The following is a 17,070-nucleotide window of genomic DNA, read 5'->3' as shown; positions in this document are numbered from 1 at the left end:
GTGGGTGCGCACCGAAGCCCGAACCAGCTCCGCCCAACCCAGCTCCGCCCAACCCAGCTCTGCCCGACCCCGCTCCGCCCGGATCCGCCGGCCGCTCGCCGCCGTCTCCGCGCTCGCCCTGCTGGCGCCCGTCCTGCTGGCGCAACCGGACGCCCGGGCAGCGGCCGCGCTGCTCGCCCTGACGGCGGCGTTCGCCGCGGTGGTGGCGCTGCTGCCCTGGCCCGCCGGGCGGATCACGCTCGGTGCGGCGGTCGGTGCGGTGGCCGGGGCCTCGCTGCTGGTCGACCTGGTCTACCCGGGGCCGTACCGGCTGCCCGCGTTCTGGCTGCCGTTCGAGTGGCTCGCCCTGCTCGGGCTGCTCTTCCGGGCCGTCCGCGGGCTGTCCGACCGCCGGGTCGGCCCGGTCGGCGGGCTGCTCGGGCTCGCGGCGGTGCTGCTGCCGCTGCGGTTCTCCCTGCGGACGCCGCAGGGCGGTGCGGCCTGGTCGGTGGTCGGGGTGCTGCTCTCGCTGCTGCCGCTGCTCGGTGTCGCGGGGGCGGCCCTCTACCTGCGGGTCCTGGACGCCCGACGGGAGCGGGCGGTCGCCCGGGCCCGGCGCGAACAGCGGCTGGAGGTGGCCCGGGGGCTGCACGACTTCGTCGCCCACGAGATCACCGGCATCGTGCTGGAGGCCCAGGCCGGTCAACTCCCGGACCAGGAGCCGGGGGAGACCGCCGCACTGCTGCGGCGCCTGGAGGAGGCCGGGCTGCGGGCACTGGACTCGATGGACGAGATGGTCGGCGCCCTGCGCGAGCCGGGCGGTGAGAGCGGTCGGGACGGCCGGTCCGATCCGCCGGGCCGGGAGAAGGCGTCCGACGGCGCGACCACGCGCCGGCTGGGCCTGGCCGACCTCCCCGAACTGGTCACCCGCTTCGGCGCCACCGGTGCCGGCGGCACCACCGGTGCCCCGCGCGCCACCGCCGAGCTGGCGCCCGAGACCGCCGGCCGGCTCTCCGCCGAGGCCGAGGCGACCGCGTACGCCGTCGTCCTGGAGGCCCTCACCAACATCCGTCGGCACGCGCCGCAGGCCACCGAGGTCACCGTCCGGGTGGCCCCCGGCACGGACGGCACGGTCGAGCTGACCGTCACCGACGACGGCGGCCCGTCCCGCAGGCCGCTGCTGCGCCGCCGCCCCGGCGCCGGCGGCACCGGCCTGGCCGGGCTCACCGCCCGGGCCGCCGCCCACGGGGGCTCGCTGACCGCCGGCCCGGGCACGCCCGGGGGCTGGCGGGTCAGCTGCTCCCTGCCGGGGCGCTGAGGCACGCGCCCTGTGGCGTCGGCCGGCGCGGCAGGGCTGCCCCCGCTTCCGGGTGCGTCGCGCTCAGTGGCCCCGGCCGCCGCCCCGGGTGCCGCGCGGGCGGGTCAGGGTGAAGCGGTCGACCGGGACGAGGTCCCCGTACGGCCCGCTGACGGAGTAGTAGGTGACGCCGATCGTGGTCTGCCCGTTGCGCCCGCCCGGGTCGACGTCGAAGGAGGCGAAGCCGTACGGGTTGTCGGCGTCCCGGAAGGCGGACCAGGGGGCGTCCTCGATCACGTACATCGGCGGGCGCTTGCCGGTGGCCGGGTCGACGGCGCCGACGCCGGTGATCACCCGGGCCTTGGCGGGGCTGAAGAAGAGCTGGTTGGACGGGGCCGAGGTGCCGCCGCCGCCGATGACCATGTGGACGGTGCCCTTGGTGGTGTCGATGGTCTCGGTGCCGGTGGAGACCGGGATCGGCGTGCGGGTGTCGGTCGGCTGCTGGCCGCGGATCGGGTGCGAGCGCTCGTAGTGGTGCTCGTGGCCGCAGACCACCAGGTCCACGCCGTACTTGTCGAACAGCGGTACCCAGGCCTCGCGGACGCCGAGGTCGGCGCCGTTGAACTTGTCAGCGGTGGAGATCACCACCTGGTGCATGCAGACCACGATCCAGTCGATCCCCGGGTCCGCGTTGGCCGCGATCAACTCCCGTTCCAGCCAGCGCTGCTGGGCGCCGCCGGAGTAGCCGTGGACGTAGCTGCTGCCGCCGTCCTGGTAGGCCACGTCGTCGTTGTTGAGGCTGATCACCCGCACCGAGCCGGCCGTGAACGAGTACCACAGGCCGCGCGTCTCCGCGTCGGAGCGGGCGTCCGGCAGCTCGAAGTACGCCTGGTAGGCGCCGTAGCCGATCGGGCCGTTGCCCTTCTCGTTCTCGTGGTTGCCGGCCGCGGGCATCCAGGGGCGGTGGCGGGCCGAGCGGGTGTTGTTCTCGAACCAGTCGGACCAGGTGCGGACCCGGTCGGTGGCGATGTTCGCGTAGCAGAGGTCGCCGTTGAGCAGGTGGAACAGCGGGGCGATCCGCTCGACCCCGGCGGTGGTGTCGCCGGCGGCGGGGCTGCCGAGGTTGTCGTTCACGTAGCCGTTGGCGGTCTTCTTGCCGAGGGTCGGGGTGCCCTGGTCGCCGAAGCTGGTGAAGGTGAAGGCGGACCGGCCGCGCGGGGCGGTGCGGACGGTGCCGAGTTCGGGGGTGGTGCCGTCGTGGACGGCGGCGTAGACGTAGTCCGTGTCGGCGCGCAGGCCGGTCAGCCGGGCGTGGTGCGTCTGGACCTCGGTGCCGGACGCGGCGTCCCGGTAGGTGCGGGTCGCGGCCTGGATCGTCCGGCCGAAGCCGCCGTTCGAAGTCCCGTACACCACCCGGGGGTTGCCGACGGACCGGGTGGTGTGCCAGGAGACCACCACCTCGCGCGAGGCGTCCGAGCCGAACTGGAGGTGGAGGCCGGCCACCCGCGGCGCGCCGGAGCGGTCCGGCCGCTGCCACAGCACCGGGGAGGCGGCGGCGGGGGCGGCCGAGACGCCGGAGAGGGACACGGCACCGCCGAGGCCGACGCCGGTCGCCCCGGCCAGGAGCCCGCGCCTGCTGACGGGGAGACGTCCACTGGAATCGTTCATGGCGGCCAGCCCACCGGACGAAGGTGAACCGCGCCGGGTCCGCCGCGTGAACTTTCCCGTCCGTCACCCGTGCGTCACACTGCTGGGCGTGACGAGGACGAACGGCGACGGCCCGCGGGTGATCCGCACCCTGATCGCGGACGACCAGGAGGCCGTACGGCGCGGTGTGCGGCGGATCCTGACGGCCCAGCCGGACATCGAGGTGGTGGGCGAGGCGGCGGACGGGCTCGCCGCACTGGAGCTGGCGGCCGAACTGCGGCCGGACGTCGCGCTGGTGGACATCCGGATGCCGCGGATGGACGGACTGGAGCTGACCCGGCGGCTGGCCGGGCCGGGGGTGGCGGAGCCGGTGCGGGTCGTGGTGCTGACCACCTTCGACCTGGACGAGTACGTGTACCCGGCCCTGCGGCACGGGGCGTCCGGCTTCCTGCTGAAGCGTTCCGGCCCGTCCCTGCTGGCCGAGGCGGTGCGGGCGGCAGCGGACGGGGAGAGCCTGATCAGCCCGTCGGTCACCGTCCGGCTGCTGCGGCACGTGACGGCTCCGCGCCGCCCGGAGCGGCGGCGGCCCGCGCTCGTGGTGCCGCTGACCGAGCGGGAGGTGGAGATCGCCGGGCACGTCGCGGCGGGCCGCACCAACGCGGACATCGCCGCGGAGCTGTTCATCTCGCCGGGGACGGTGAAGACCCACGTCGCCAGCATCCAGCGCAAGCTCGGGGTGGCGAACCGGGTCGGGATCGCGGTGCACGCCTGGGAGATGGGCTGGGCGGCGCAGGAGCGGTAGCAGGGGTGCCGCGGAGACGGGTGCGCGCCCACGGGGCCGAGGGGATGCTCCGTGGACGCGCGGAACCTACGAGGTGGGGGTGGCCTCCGGACGTGACGTCCTCCGGCCGGTAGTTCGATCGTCGACCGAGGTAGTCATCCAGCGTCGGACCCTGATCCGTCTCGATCCGTCGCCACTGCCTCCTGCGGTCGAACTCCTTCAGCTACCTCGCAGGTCCATCTCCCATCATGCGCCTCCTGCGGGCTGTGCACCAGGGGTGAACGGTATGAATCCAACCAATTTTCGCAACTCGGGCAATCCGGGGTAGATCGGCTTGCGGGGTTGCCGGGCGACGAGACCTCCGTCAGGGGCGCGGCCAGCCGTCCACGAAGGTCAGCGTCCGCTGGTACGACCCGTCGGGCCCGGTGCTGCGGTACTCCTCCGTGCTGCCGCCGGTCCGGACGGTGCGGTCCCCGTCGTGCCGCCGGGCGGTGGGGCGCAGGGTGTGGTCGACGGTGGAGCGCTCGGTGACGTGGCCGCCGGTCGCCGCGGTGGCCTCGCGGTGGTAGCCGAGCTCCATGGCGGTGGTCTGGTCGGTGTTCCCGGCCGCGTCGCGGCTCACCCGGTAGCTGACGTCCAGCGGTTCGCCCTCGTGCACGGTGGTGGTGCGGTGCGGCCCGCCGCCCCAGGTCGCGGTGGTGCGGGTGAGGTCGGTGCCGTTGTGCAGCGTCACGTCGTTGCCGCCGTCGCGCAGCCGCTGGGCGGAGCGGAAGGCGAGCTCGTCGCGGACCTCGGTGGTGATCCGGCCGTGCGAGGTCTGCACCCAGCCCCGGGCGAGGTCGTCGCGGGCGGCGGTGACCGTCCAGTCGCCGCTGCCGCCGCCGTGGTCGGCGAGGTCGGTGGCGACGGTGGCCTCCGGGGCGACCCGGTGGTCGGTGAGCTGTCCGGTGGTGCGGGCGGCGCCGTGGTCGGTCTCGGCGAAGAGGTTGACCTGGCCGGTCCAGACGTCGTTGCTCTGCGCCTCGGCGGTGTTCACGGTGACGCCCACGGTGTGCGGCCGGCCGTCCAGCAGCAGTCCGACGTACGGGGTGAGGTCGAGCCGGTAGGCGGGCAGGTCGAAGGCGAAGACGCCGGGCACGGGCCGCCAGAGCAATGGGTCCCAGCCGCCGGTGTAGATCACCGGGTACGGCCAGACCGCGCCGGCCACCCGGCCGTCCACGGTGAGCCGCAGTTCGCGGAACGGGCCCTTGCCGCAGATGCCGCTGCCGGGGTTGGCGGCGGCGAAGGCGTCCGGTGCGGAGGCGTAGGCGAACTCCTCGCAGGCGCCGCCGCCCCGGGCGTAGACCTCGGCGGTGAGGCGTTCGAGGTTCTGTGGGAAGACGAGGTCGCGCCCGGCGGCGGGGGCGGCCTGGGTGAGCCCGAACGGGCCGGTGGTGAGCAGCCGGTCGGCGGAGCGGGCGGCCGGCCAGTGCGCGTCCGCGGTGTAGAAGGTCAGCTTCGCGCTGATCGTGAAGACGCCGGTGTAGGTGGCGTCGGTGACGTTGGCGAGGTCGAAGGAGAACTCCTGCGGGCCGCCCGCGAAGAGCGGGGCGTAGCGGGTGACGTCGTGCTCGACGTTCCAGGCGATGCCGTCCTTGGACGGCTCCGGGGTGGAGGAGAGCAGCACCTGGACGCCGCCGACGCGGACGCTGAAGATCCGGTCGAACTGCCGCCCGGCGACCTGCCCGTGGAGGTCCATGACCACCGCGGACCAGGGGCCGGCGCAGTCGGCGGGCGGGGTGAGGGTGGCGTTGTACGGGGTGTCCGGCGGGTTGCCGTACCCGTTGCGGAACTCGCGCTCGTGCATCACCTCGACGGTGCAGGAGCGGGTGTCGGGGCGGGTGAGCGGCTTGGTGGCGGTGACCGGGTCGTGGTAGTCGGTGCCGAAGTCGGCGTGGGCCGGGGCGGCGGCGGTGAGGGTGCCGGCCAGGGTGAGGACGGCGGCGCCGATCAGACCGGCGGTGCGGCGGAGCAACGGGCGCAGGGCCAAGGCGGGTTCCCGGGGTCGGGCGGCCCGCGGGCGGGTGCCGCGGGCCGGTCGGATGATCCGGGAATCCTTTCGGGGGTGGCATGCCAGCGTCAAGGATTCGCGCCGACCGGATCCGGGCCGGCGGGTGGGTCGGGTCGGGTCGGTCAGGGAGTGGGTCGGGTCGGGTCGCGCCGGTCAGGGAGTGGGTCGGGCCGGGCCGGTCACGGAGTGCGTCGGGTCAGCGGTCCTCCAACTCCGCGGCCTCCTGTCGGATCAGGTCCCGCAGCGAGGCCAGTCGGGGCCGCCGGTCGTCCGTCCGCCACTGCATCTCCAGCGGCAGCGCGGCCCGCCCCTCCAGCCGTACGGTGGCCACGTCCTCGGTGAGGTGGCCGGTCATCGAGCCGGGCACCAGCGAGAAGGCGCGGTTGCGGGCGAGCAGGTAGAGCCGGGAGCCGACGATCCGGGGCGGGCTGACCAGCACCGGCGGGTCCACGCCGTGCTCCGCGCAGAGGCCGAGCACGTGGTCGTAGTAGCGGGGGTGCTGCTCGCGCGGCCACAACAGCAGGGGCAGGTCGCGCAGTTCGGCCAGGCGCAGGCTGCTCCGGCGGGCCAGCGGGTGGTCCCGGCCGAGCGCGACCAGCACCGGTTCGTCGGCGATCCGCTCCAGCCGGTAGCCGTCCACCGCGTCCAGGAAGCGGCCGAGCCCGATGTCGGCCAGCTCGGCGGCCAGGGTGGCGGAGACCTGCCCGGTGTCCACGGCCAGTTCGGCGGTGTCGAGCGCGGGCAGCTCCTGCTCGGCCCGGCTGACCACGGCGGGCAGCAGGCGGTTCACCACGCTCGGCGAGGCGACGATCCGGGCGGTGCCCAGCCGGGACTCCTCGTGCAGCCGGACCCGGGTCAGCAGCGTCTCGGCCTGCCGGAGCAGCAGAGTGCTCTCGGCGGCCATCACCTCGCCGGCCTCGGTGAGCGCGACCGAGCGGCGGCTGCGGTCGAACAGCTCGACGCCGACGGTCCGCTCCAGCCGGGCGACCTCCTGACTGACCGTCGGCTGCGAGATGTGCAGCCGCTCGGCGGCCCGCCCGAAGTGCAGCGTCTCGGCGACGGTCAGGAAGACCTGGAGCTGGCGCAAGGTGAAACCCATGGGTGGCAGGGTAGACGAACCAATAGGTGATGGCCTATCAGAAACCTCAGTACTCATTCTGGATTCCGATGTGAACCGTCCATACGCTGAGCAGCACGTTGCCCCACCGCAGCGGCAGCCTCACAGAGAGTTCGCATCATGACCGGACTTCTTCCCCCCGCCGCTCCCGCCGTCCAGGTCTCCGAGGAGGTCGCCCGGGCGCTCGCCGACGGCCGGCCGGTGGTCGCCCTGGAGTCGACCATCTTCACCCACGGCCTGCCGCGGCCGCGCAACCTGGCCGTCGCGCTGGAGGCGGAGCGGCAGCTGCGGGCGGCGGGCGTCGTGCCCGCCACGATCGGGGTACACGCCGGGGTGCCCACGGTCGGGCTGAGCACCGGACAGATCACCGAACTGTCCGCCGCCGACGGGCTGGACAAGGTGAGCCTGCGCGACCTCCCGGTGGTCGCCGCGCTCGGCCGGCACGGCGGCACCACCGTCGCCGCCACCGCCTTCCTCGCCCACCGCGCCGGCATCCGGGTCTTCTCCACCGGCGGCCTCGGCGGCGTGCACTTCGGCGCCTCGGAGAGCTTCGACGAGTCGGCCGACCTGACCGCCCTGGCCGCCACCCCGGTCACCGTGGTCAGCGCGGGCGTGAAGTCCATCCTCGACATCCGGGCCACCCTGGAACGCTTCGAGACGTACAACATCCCGGTCATCGGCTACCGCACCCGCAGGTACCCCGGCTTCTACGTCACCGACTCCGGCCACGAGATCAACTTCAGCGTGGAGTCGCCCGAGCAGGCCGCCGGGGTGATCGAGGCCCGCGACCGGCTCGGCCTGCCGCAGGCCGTCCTGATCGCCAACCCGGTCGACCCGGCCAAGCAGCTGCCGCCGGAGGAACTGGACGGCATCCTGGCCCGCGCCTGGGCCGAGGCCGAGCGGCAGGGCGTCACCGGGAACGCCGCCACGCCCTTCCTGCTCGACTTCATCCAGCGGGACACCGGCGGGCGCAGCCTGGACGTCAACGTCGAGGTGTACCGGGGCAACGTCCGGCTCGGCGGGGAGATCGCGACGGCGCTGGCCTCCGGTGCCTCCGGTGCCTCCGGTGCTGCTGCGGCGGGTGCTGCGGCCTCGGCGGGCGCCGTCGAGACCGGGGCCTGAGCCGTGCTGGGGGTGCTCGGGGACCTCGTCGAGGACATCGTGGTCTGGGCCGACGGCCCGCTGCGGCACGGCACCGACTCCGGCGCCCGGGTCTTTCGGCGGCGCGGCGGCAGCGCGGCCAACGTCGCCTGCTTCGCCGCCGGGCAGTACCCGGCCCGCTTCCTCGGCTGCGTCGGCGAGGACGCCGTCGGGGACGGCGTCGTCGCCGAACTGACCGGCCACGGCGTCGACGTACGGGTCTCCCGGCGCGGCCGGACCGGCAGCGTCGTGGTGCTGATCGACCAGGGCGGCGAGCGGACCATGCTGCCCGACCGGGGCGCCGCCACGCTGCTGGAGCGGGTCCCGGACGCCTGGCTGGCCGGACTGACCCACCTGCACGTGCCGGCCTACTCCTTCGACGGCGAGCCGGTCGGCGGTACGGCGGTGGACGCGCTCGCCCGGGTCCGGCGGGCGGGCGGCACCACCTCGGTGGACGCCTCCTCGACCGGGATGCTGGAGCGCTTCGGTCGGGAGCGCTTCCTGGTCCTGCTGGCCGGGCTGGCGCCGACCTTCGTGTTCGCCAACCGCTCCGAGTCGGCGTTCCTCGGACTGCTGGTCGGCGGCCTGCCGGGGCCGGAGCGGGCCCGGCTGGCGGCCACCACGGTGGTCACCAAGGCGGGCGCCGAGGCGACCGCCGTCGACGTCCCGGGCGAGCCGCTGGCCATGGTGCCGGTGCCGCCGGTGGCGGAGGTGCGCGACCTCACCGGGGCCGGGGACGCCTTCGCGGCGGGGTTCCTGGCCGGCTTCCTGGACACCGGGGACCTCCGGCGCGCGGCCGGCCTCGGGCACCGCAGCGCGGCCCGGGTGCTGGCCTCGCCCGGGGCCTCCTTCGGCGGGGAGTGACGGTTCGGCGGGTGCCCTTCGGCGGGCCCGTCGGCGGCGGGCCTGCCCGGAGTTACCTGGGCACCGCGTCCTTGCGGAGGAAGTGCTTCAGCTTCTGCCAGGTCCAGGTGTTGACCACGTCCTCGGCGGTGAGCCAGCCGCGCTGCGCCGTGCCGATGCCGTAGCGCGGGTAGCCGAGCTGGCCGGTGGCGTGCGCGTCGCTGTCGATCGCGAACCGCACGCCGTGCCGCCTCGCCCGCAGGACGTCCTCGTCGCGCAGGTCGAGCCGCTGCGGGGAGCTGTTGATCTCGATCGCGGTGCCGGTGCGCGCGGCGGCCTCGAACACGGCGTCCAGGTCGACGTCGATCGGTCCGCGCCGGCCGATCCGGCGGGTGGTGAGGTGCCCGATGACGTGCACGTACGGGTTCTCGCAGGCGCGGATCAGCCGACGGGTCTGGGCGGCCCGGTCCAGGGCGAAGTGCGAGTGCACGGAGGCCACGCAGACGTCGAAGCCGGCCAGGAACTCCGGTGGCCAGTCCACCCCGCCGTCCGGGCCGATGTTCAGCTCGGTGCCGTGCAGCAGGCGCAACTTCTTGTGCCGGTCGGCGAGTTGCCGCAGCTGCTCGCGCTGGGCGAGCATCTTCTCGTCCGTCATCCGCTGCATCACCAGGTCCGGGGCGTGGTCGGTGACGGCGAAGTAGGAGTAGCCGCGGGCGGCGGCGGTGTCGACCATCTCCTCCAGGGTGGCGAGCCCGTCGGTCAGGTCGGTGTGGGTGTGCAGGTCGCCGCGCAGGTCGGACTCCTGGACCAGGTCCGGGAGTCCGCCCTCCAGCGCGGCCTCGATCTCGCCCCGGTCCTCGCGCAGCGGCGGCGGGATCCACGGCAGGCCGAGCGCCGCGTACACCTCCTCCTCGGTCTCCGAGACCACCTTGGCGCCGCCGTCCACCTCGAACAGCCCGTACTCGGAGAGCTTCAGCCTGGCCCGGACGGCCATCGTGCGCAGCCGGATGTTGTGCGCCTTCGAGCCGGTGAAGTAGACCAGCGCCGCTCCCCAGTCCTCCTCCGGGAGGACCCGCAGGTCCACCTGTACGCCCTGGGTGGTACGGACCGAGGTCTTGGTGCCGCCGCTGCCGATCACCTCGGCGACGTAGGGGAGTTCGGTGAGCGCGGCCATCAGCGGGGCGGAGTCCGCCGCGGTCGCGAGCACGTCGATGTCGCCCACCGTCTCGCGCATCCGGCGCAGCGAGCCCGCGTACGCGCAGCGGGTGCAGCCGGGGACGGCGGAGAGCGCGGCGACCAGCTGCTCGGCCAGCTCGGTGGCGGCGTCCAGCAGGGTGCGGCCGCCGGACTGCCGCATCAGCTCGATGCCGTGCAGGATCCGCTCGCCGCTGCGCTCGCCGAAGCCGGGCAGGTCGGCGAGCCGCTCGGCCCGGGCGGCCGCGGCGAGTTCGTCCACCGAGGCGATCCCGAGGTCGCGGTAGAGGGCCAGGGCGCGCTTGGGCCCGACCCCGGGGACGGCCGTCATCTCCCGTACGCCGGACGGGACCTCGGCGCGCAGCGCCTCCAGGGCGGGGATGGTCCCGGTGGCGAGGTACCCGGCGATCTTCTCGGCGGTGGACCTGCCGACGCCGGGGATCTGCTGCAGGCCCTTGACGTCCAGGCCGGCCAGGTCCTCGGGGTGGCCGCCGACCGCGCGGGCGGCCTTCTCGTAGGCGCGGGCCCGGAAGGCGTCCCCGCCGGTGATGTTGATCAGGTCGGCGTACTCCTGGAGCAGCTCCCTGACCTGGTCGTTGAGCCGGGGCATGGGGCAAGTCTAGGGTCGGTGGGGCGGGGGCGCCGGGTGTACTTCCTCGTGTACTCCGTCAGTCGTACGCGACGGTCAGCAGCAGGACCATGGTCAGCCCGCCGCCGGGGGTCGGTTCCACCGCGAGCCGGCCGCCCGCGGCCACCACCAGGCGGTGCAGGGCGGGCCCGACCGGGCCGTCCGCCCGCACGCCCGGGATCAGCCGCTCGCGCGCCTCGGGCGGCTCGTAGGCGCCCCGGTCGGAGACCCGGACCTCCACCCGGGCGCGGGTCGCCGCCGTCCGTCCGGGCGCCCGCAGCGCGGACGCGCCGCCCGCCACGTCGGCCCGGACCAGCACCCGGCCGCCCAGCGGGCTGCGCCGGATCGCGTGGTCGACCAGCCCGGCGAGGACGGCCTCCAGCCGGCGGGCGTCCCCGGCCACCACCGGGAGCCCGGGGGCCACCCGGACCGTGACGGCCGCCGCCCGCCCGCCGCCGCGCACCACCCGGCGGACCACGTCGGCCACCTGGACGTGCCGGGCCATCGGTTCGCAGCCGGCCTGCCGGCCGGTCCACCGCAGCCGCTCCAGCTCGGTGCGGTCGAGCGCCCTGGGCGCGGCCATCGCGCCGGGCGAGTACGGGCCGGGGCCCTCCTCGACCCCGGTCGGCGCCGCCGCGCCCACGCGCCCGGACCCGCCCCGGCGCCCGGTGCCGACCGCGCCGACGGTGCCGCCGAGCGCGCCGAGCGCCTTGGCTCCCGTCGCGACGTAGCCCCAGAGCCTCCCGCGTGCCATCGCCCTGCCCCTCGTGCTCCCCGGCGGCCGTCATCGAATCCGCGGCCGACCGGGGTGGGCCGGCTTCCGGGCCCTTCCTGCCAGCGTGCGCCTCGGCCGCCCGGGTGACAATCCCGCTCCGGGTCGCGGTCCGCTCCGGGGCCCCCGCCGAGCGGCCGGCCGGGCACCCGCCGACCGGCGGGGCCCGGAGGCGTGGCCTACTGCGGATCGAGTAACCGCAAGGACTTCTTCGCAAAAGATCTTTCGCAAAAAACCCTTTGCAAAGAACTCTTTGGGGTTCTAGTCTCCTGCCATGACCGAAGAACGCGGCTGGAAGCACAGCGACGACCCGCACATCGCCATCACCGCCAAGAACATGCGGGCGATGGCGCATCCCGTGCGGATGCAGTTGGTCGGGCTCCTGCGCAAGCACGGCCCGTCCACGGCGACGAGGCTCGCCGAGCAGCTGGGGCTCAACTCCGGAGCCACCAGCTACCACCTGCGCCAGCTCGCCGCCGCGGGCTTCGTCGAGGAGGACGAGGAGCGCGGCAACGCCCGCGAGCGGTGGTGGCGTTCGGCCCACCCGCTCACCGTCTGGACGGTGGACGACATGGCGGACGACGAGCTCGACACGGCCGCCGGCTTCCTGCGGTCCGTCCTGGCCGCGCACACCCAGACCGCTCAGCGCACGCTGGACGCCTTCGAGACCATGCCGCGCGAGTGGCGCCGGGTGACGGACCTCAGTGACCGGGTCCTGCAGCTCACGCCCGCCGAGGCCGAGCGGCTGTCCGGCGAACTGTTCGAGGTGGTCAGGCGCTACCGGCAGATCGACCACGGCGGGCCCGCGCCGGAGGGCACCGAGCAGGTGTCCGTGGTCGTCCACCTCCTGCCGGACGCGACCGCCACCGCCACCGCAAGCGAGGGGGAGACCGCATGACCACCGGCACCGCCGCCACCGCTGCTACCGCCACCGACGCGCCGGGGCGCAGCTTCCGCCCGCTGGCCGGGGTGCTGACGGCCATGGCCGTCTCCGTGACGGGCACACGCGTCTCGGCCATCGCCCTGCCCTGGTTCGTCCTGGCCACCACCGGCAGCGCCACCATGACGGGCCTCGTCGCGTTCGCCGAGATGGCGCCGTACGTGGCGGTCAAGGCGCTGACGGGCCCGTTAGTCGACCGGCTCGGGCCGCGCGTGGTGTCCTGGACGACGGACGCGGTCAGCGCCGTCGCGGCCGGGCTGGTCCCGCTGCTGCACGCGCAGGGGCTGCTCCCGTTCTGGGTGCTGCTGGTGATGGTCGCGGTGATCGGGGCGATGCGCGGCCCGGGGGACTTGGCCAAGTCCGTCATGGTCCCGGAGGCGGCCGACCACGCCCGGGTGCCGATGGAGCGCGCCACCGGGCTGTCGGGCGTCACCGAGCGGCTGGCCTCCACCATCGGGCCGGCGGTCGGCGGCGGGCTGGTCGCCCTGATGGGCCCGCTGGCCGGGCTGGCGATCAACGCGGTCACCTTCGCGCTCGGCTCGCTGATCATCGCGGTCGCGCTCCCGCGCGGCATGGGGCGCCCGGCGGTGCCCGCCACGGCCGCGGATCCGGCCGCCGATCCGGCCGTTGACGCGTCCGGGGAGGAGCAGCCCGCGGGCTACTGGCGGATGTTCCGCGAGGGCTTCACCTTCCTGCGCTCGGAGCCGCTGCTGCTCACCGTGATCGTGATGATCGGCATCACCAACCTGATCGATGCCGGGTTCATCACCGTCCTCGTCCCGGTCTGGGCGCGGGAGTCCGGCAACGGACCGGCCGCCATCGGCCTACTGGCCGCCTCCATGGGTGCCACCGCGGTCGTCGGCAGCCTGATAGCGGCGGCCGTCGCCTCCCGGCTGCCCCGTCGGACGGTCTTCTTCACCGGCTTCCTGCTGTGCGGCGCACCGCGCTTCCTGGTGCTCGCCCTCGGCGCGCCGATGTGGCTGGTAATCACGGTCTTCGCGATCGGTGGCTTCGGCTCCGGCTTCCTCAACCCGATCCTCGGCGCGGTGCTCTTCGAGCGGGTGCCCCGCCACCTGCTGGGCCGCGTCCATGCCCTTGGCGACTCCCTCGCCTGGGCCGGCATCCCGCTCGGCGGCCTGGTCGCCGGTGCGGCGGTCGCCACGGTCGGCCTCATACCCAGCCTGATCGCGGCCGGCGCCCTGTACTTCGCGACCACCACGCTGGCCGGGCTGCGCCCCGAGTGGCGGGAGATGGACCGCCTCCGTGGCGGCTCGGGCCGAGCGGACAGCGTGGCCGGCGCGAGCGGTGTGGGCGACGCGGCCGACGCGGCCGTCGAGCCGGAACCGGCGCGCAGCGCGTAAGCCGCCCCCCCGGGCGTGGCTAGCGGGCCCGATCGGTGACCGGGCCGGGCTCATCCGCCGGGCGGTGGCCCGCCCAGTGGAGCAGCAACAGGCTGGCCAGGGCGGCGAGGGCGCACCAGGTGGAGACGAAGGCGAGGTGCCAGAGCAGGGCGCAGACGACGGCGCCCGCACCGGTGACGAGACCGAGACGGCGGAGCAGGCGGTCGCCGCTCACCAGGAGGGAGCCGACGGTGGCGAGGAGGTAACCGGCCAGCAGGAGGGCCGGGTACGGGATGCCGACCGCGTAGCCCAGGGTGTGGCCATGCACGGCGGCCGTCACCGGATGGGAGCCGACGGCCACGGCCAGCGGGACGGCGACCGCCGCACCGAGCAGGGTGAGCGCGGCGAGCGCCCGTCGGCGCGGTCCGGCGGCGGCGCACCACACGGCGGCCGGGACCAGGACGGGCAGCAGCGGCAGGGCGACCACCGCCCAGGCGGTGCGGGCCGCTCCGGCGAGGCCGTCCGGCAGCCCGCCGTCCGTACCGAGCCAGACCAGCGCCTCGATCAGCTGGTGCACGCCCAGCACCAGGGGGAGCGCGGCGAGCGGCAAGCGCTCGGGCCGGCCGGCCCGACGGGCACGGACCACACACGCCACGCCCGTGACCGCGACCAGCCCACCGGCCACGGCGTCCGCCTGCGCGCTCCAGCACATCGCGGTTTAGCCGGTGCTCCCGGGGCGGTCGTCCCCCTCGGGCCCCTGCTCCGCTCCGTCCCCGGCCTTGTCCTCCGGTTCGTCCCCGGGTTCTTCCCCGGCTTCGTCCTCCGGTGGCGCCCCGATGCTCTCCAGGGTGTCGCGTGCGGTCCCGGGCATCGCCGGATGGCGGCCGATCACGATCACCCCGATCACGATCGCCAACAGCCCGACCGCCTGCCACGCCAATGCCCCCGGGGTCACCCGCAACCGGTCACCGAGGAAACCCACCGCGCAGGCGATCCCGGCCAGCGGCTGGGCGGCGGTCAGTGCCGGCAGGGACATCCGCAGCGGCGCGGCCTCGAAGGCGCTCTGCACCAGCAGCAGCCCGACCACCCCCGCCACCACCACCGCGTACGGCTGCCAGCTGCGCAGCACCGCGGCCAGGCCCTCGTGGTCGAGGCGCTGGGTGGTGGTCCGGGTCAGCGCGTCCTGGAGGCCGTAGAGCAGCCCGGCGGCGAGCGCCAGCAGGGTCGCCTCCTCGAACAGCGGCAGCCGACGGGCCAGCGAGACCAGCAGCACCACCAGCCCGACCACGGTGCCCACCACCAGCCAGTGCCGCAGCTCCCCGGCGGGCGGCCCGCCGCCGGTCGGCCGCCCGGCCACGATGAAGGCCGTCACCCCGAGGGCCAGCAGCGCCACCCCGGCCCAGCCGGAACGGCCCAGGGTCTGACGGGTCAGCACCCGGGCCAGGGCCATCGCGAAGATCAGATTGGTGGCCAGCAGCGGCTCGACCAGCGACACCTCGCCCTGGTTGAGCGCGAACGCCGAGAGGATCAGCCCGCTGACCATGAACCCGGTGCCGAGCAGCCACTGCGGCATCCGCATCAGGTCCAGCAGCAGCCGCCAGCGCAGCAGATCGGAGCGCGGGGCTTGCTGAGCCGCGTGCTGCTGGAGGACGAAGCCGAGCCCCAGACAGCAGGCCGCACTGAGAGCGAGGAGGAAGACCGCCACGGAGGGACCACCAGGTTGTCGCTGCCCGCGCCGCGCCGACGAGTCCGAGAGGTGGGTCGGGCGTCGCGGCCGCTCCCGTCAGCCTACCGCCGGGCCGGTGCCCGGGCCGATCGCACGACACGCCCGCGGCGGGGCGGGCCACCAGGCCCTCCGGCAGCGCTTGCCGCCATCGGCAGGGCAGGCGCACGCTGGTGTGAGCGGCCGCCACGGGTCACCGTCCGTGCCGGTCCGGACAGGCGCGACGGGGGCCGCCGCCAGGAGGTGTGGCATGCACAACCAGTGGGACGTGGAGCTGAGGTTCGAGGAAGACGGCGTGCACACGGCGTGTGACGCCAGGCTGACCGGCGCCAGGGCGCCTGGCCTGAGCGCGCACGGCGAGTCCGTGAAGAGCGCGGACGACCGTCCGCTTGCCAGGATCGGCGAGGAGGTCGCGGCCTCCCGCGCCCTGGAGGAACTGTCCCGCAAGCTGCGGGCCCAGGCGACCGGGGAGATCGACGACGAAGGGCACCGCCCGGGCTACCTGATCTACTGAGCCCACCGGCCGCCCCGCCCCTCCCGGTCCGCAGCGGCTCCGGGCAGCCCGGCGGCCGCGCGCTCGACGTGGACGGCGCCCACGGAGGCGCGTTCCAGCGAAGGTACGCCATGGCCTCGGAGGGAGGAGGGCCATCACCGGACCGGCCTGTCCGGTCGTCGGCCCTACCGGCGCCACCACGGGGCGCGGAGGACGTCGTCCGGGTCGGTGGCGCAGTTGGTGCCGCTGACCACCTCGTGGGCGGGAACGTCCCAGCCGACGACGCCCGGAGCCTGACGGTCCAGCTCGACCAGCCGGGCGCGCTGCGGGCCGGCGCCGGTGTCGACGTCGCACATCAGCACGCTCGTCCAGGACCGGCCGTCGAGGGCGGCGACGACCGAGAGCACCGGAAGCACCACCAGGGAGAGCAGCAGCGCCGCGACCCGGACCGCCTCGACGGCCCGGGGCCCGAAGGCCACGGCGGTGCGCCCGGTGCGCCGGCCGGTGTCGGCCGAGCGCGCGCCCGTCCGGTACTCGGCCACCACGCCGAGCCGCAACAGGTAGCCCAGGACGCCCGCCGCCACACCCCACCACAGCCCGTTGAACGCCCCGACCACCACCCCGAGCGCCCCCGGCAGGATCGCCGCCCGCGCCGCCGTCTCCGCCAGGGCCCGCCCCTGGCGCCGGGCGGCCCCGCCGTGAGCGGCCCGGTAGGCGTAGCCGATGTAGGAGAGCACCGCCGCCAGCACGACCGCCAGCACCGGCTCGGCGAAGAACATCCCGATGACGACGTCCACCCAGTTCGCCGGCCCCATCGCCAGCAGCGCGTCCCGGGCCGCGTCCCCACCCCCGAGCGTCCACGCCAGCTTCAGCACCGGAATGGCGAACACCACCGCCGGCGCCATCACATGAGCCGCACTCACCTGCGCCGCGCCGCCGCCCCGCGTCCCTTCGGTCATCCGGCAACGCTACGCACGCCCCCCGCACCCCCACACCTCCGACACCCACCCCTGCACCTCGTGGCCTAACCCCAATGCCAGTGACTTAGGTTGTGGCTGCTCTGGTGATCGCGATGACTGCGGGGACTGGTGGTGGCCAGTTGCGGTGTTGGACGCGTTTGAGGGGC

General features: G+C 74.9%; 15 protein-coding genes. 7 read left to right on the top strand and 8 right to left on the bottom strand.

The genetic code is table 11. The features are described from left to right. Positions 1–4: 4 nt before the first annotated feature. Complete coding sequence (locus ACFY4B_RS39410) at positions 5–1,297, top strand: sensor histidine kinase (protein ID WP_387976166.1); 1,293 nt, start codon at positions 5–7, stop codon at positions 1,295–1,297. A 63-nt stretch (positions 1,298–1,360) separates the two neighbouring features. Here the strand turns inward: ACFY4B_RS39410 and ACFY4B_RS39405 are convergent, their stop codons facing one another. Further along, the gene (locus ACFY4B_RS39405; RefSeq protein ID WP_387976163.1) at positions 1,361–2,944 is read right to left on the bottom strand and encodes a purple acid phosphatase family protein; all 1,584 of its coding nucleotides are present in this window, start codon (positions 2,942–2,944) and stop codon (positions 1,361–1,363) included. Between the two features lie 88 nt (positions 2,945–3,032). Here ACFY4B_RS39405 and ACFY4B_RS39400 point away from each other — a divergent pair, with 88 nt between their 5' ends. After that, a complete protein-coding gene (locus ACFY4B_RS39400) occupies positions 3,033–3,725 on the top strand; it encodes a response regulator transcription factor (protein ID WP_304414272.1) in 693 nt (230 codons plus the stop codon). Positions 3,726–4,068: 343 nt separating this feature from the next. Here the strand turns inward: ACFY4B_RS39400 and ACFY4B_RS39395 are convergent, their stop codons facing one another. Both ACFY4B_RS39395 and ACFY4B_RS39390 read right to left on the bottom strand, forming a co-directional pair. Further along, positions 4,069–5,733, bottom strand: coding sequence for a peptide-N4-asparagine amidase (locus ACFY4B_RS39395; RefSeq protein ID WP_387976160.1), 1,665 nt, complete (start codon positions 5,731–5,733; stop codon positions 4,069–4,071). A 217-nt stretch (positions 5,734–5,950) separates the two neighbouring features. Further along, positions 5,951–6,853 (bottom strand): LysR family transcriptional regulator, encoded by a 903-nt coding sequence (locus tag ACFY4B_RS39390; protein ID WP_380775538.1) that lies wholly within the window; start codon positions 6,851–6,853, stop codon positions 5,951–5,953. A gap of 138 nt (positions 6,854–6,991) precedes the next feature. Between ACFY4B_RS39390 and ACFY4B_RS39385 the strand changes: the two genes are divergently transcribed. Together ACFY4B_RS39385 and ACFY4B_RS39380 are read left to right on the top strand one after the other, a co-directional pair. Further along, complete coding sequence (locus tag ACFY4B_RS39385) at positions 6,992–7,993, top strand: pseudouridine-5'-phosphate glycosidase (RefSeq protein ID WP_387976157.1); 1,002 nt, start codon at positions 6,992–6,994, stop codon at positions 7,991–7,993. A 3-nt stretch (positions 7,994–7,996) separates the two neighbouring features. Continuing rightward, positions 7,997–8,875, top strand: coding sequence for a carbohydrate kinase family protein (locus ACFY4B_RS39380; RefSeq protein ID WP_387976154.1), 879 nt, complete (start codon positions 7,997–7,999; stop codon positions 8,873–8,875). A 52-nt stretch (positions 8,876–8,927) separates the two neighbouring features. Here the strand turns inward: ACFY4B_RS39380 and polX are convergent, their stop codons facing one another. Both polX and ACFY4B_RS39370 read right to left on the bottom strand, forming a co-directional pair. Further along, positions 8,928–10,658: a DNA polymerase/3'-5' exonuclease PolX gene (polX, locus tag ACFY4B_RS39375; RefSeq protein ID WP_387976151.1), complete on the bottom strand. Its 1,731-nt coding sequence runs from the start codon at positions 10,656–10,658 to the stop codon at positions 8,928–8,930. 58 nt (positions 10,659–10,716) lie between these two features. Next, positions 10,717–11,430 (bottom strand): sensor histidine kinase, encoded by a 714-nt coding sequence (locus tag ACFY4B_RS39370; RefSeq protein WP_387976148.1) that lies wholly within the window; start codon positions 11,428–11,430, stop codon positions 10,717–10,719. 292 nt (positions 11,431–11,722) lie between these two features. Here ACFY4B_RS39370 and ACFY4B_RS39365 point away from each other — a divergent pair, with 292 nt between their 5' ends. Both ACFY4B_RS39365 and ACFY4B_RS39360 read left to right on the top strand, forming a co-directional pair. Beyond that, positions 11,723–12,346 (top strand): ArsR/SmtB family transcription factor, encoded by a 624-nt coding sequence (locus tag ACFY4B_RS39365; RefSeq protein ID WP_387976145.1) that lies wholly within the window; start codon positions 11,723–11,725, stop codon positions 12,344–12,346. Continuing rightward, positions 12,343–13,749, top strand: coding sequence for an MFS transporter (locus ACFY4B_RS39360; protein ID WP_387976143.1), 1,407 nt, complete (start codon positions 12,343–12,345; stop codon positions 13,747–13,749). Before ACFY4B_RS39365 ends, ACFY4B_RS39360 begins: the two co-directional genes overlap by 4 nt. Positions 13,750–13,768: 19 nt before the next feature. On the opposite strand, the gene ACFY4B_RS39355 is transcribed toward ACFY4B_RS39360, so the two are convergent. Further along, positions 13,769–14,440, bottom strand: coding sequence for a DUF6629 family protein (locus ACFY4B_RS39355; RefSeq protein ID WP_387976140.1), 672 nt, complete (start codon positions 14,438–14,440; stop codon positions 13,769–13,771). Between the two features lie 6 nt (positions 14,441–14,446). Beyond that, a complete protein-coding gene (locus ACFY4B_RS39350) occupies positions 14,447–15,433 on the bottom strand; it encodes a DMT family transporter (protein ID WP_387976137.1) in 987 nt (328 codons plus the stop codon). Between the two features lie 268 nt (positions 15,434–15,701). On the opposite strand from ACFY4B_RS39350, the gene ACFY4B_RS39345 reads away from it, so the two are divergent. Next, positions 15,702–15,965 (top strand): dsRBD fold-containing protein, encoded by a 264-nt coding sequence (locus tag ACFY4B_RS39345; RefSeq protein ID WP_049655929.1) that lies wholly within the window; start codon positions 15,702–15,704, stop codon positions 15,963–15,965. Positions 15,966–16,129: 164 nt separating this feature from the next. On the opposite strand, the gene ACFY4B_RS39340 is transcribed toward ACFY4B_RS39345, so the two are convergent. Then, positions 16,130–16,903: a hypothetical protein gene (locus ACFY4B_RS39340; protein ID WP_147409312.1), complete on the bottom strand. Its 774-nt coding sequence runs from the start codon at positions 16,901–16,903 to the stop codon at positions 16,130–16,132. Positions 16,904–17,070 lie beyond the last annotated feature (167 nt).

Source organism: Kitasatospora sp. NPDC001261, from assembly GCF_042896795.1.
In the GTDB taxonomy this organism is placed as follows: Bacteria; Actinomycetota; Actinomycetes; order Streptomycetales; family Streptomycetaceae; genus Kitasatospora.
This window is presented reverse-complemented; position numbering and strand designations above follow the sequence as displayed.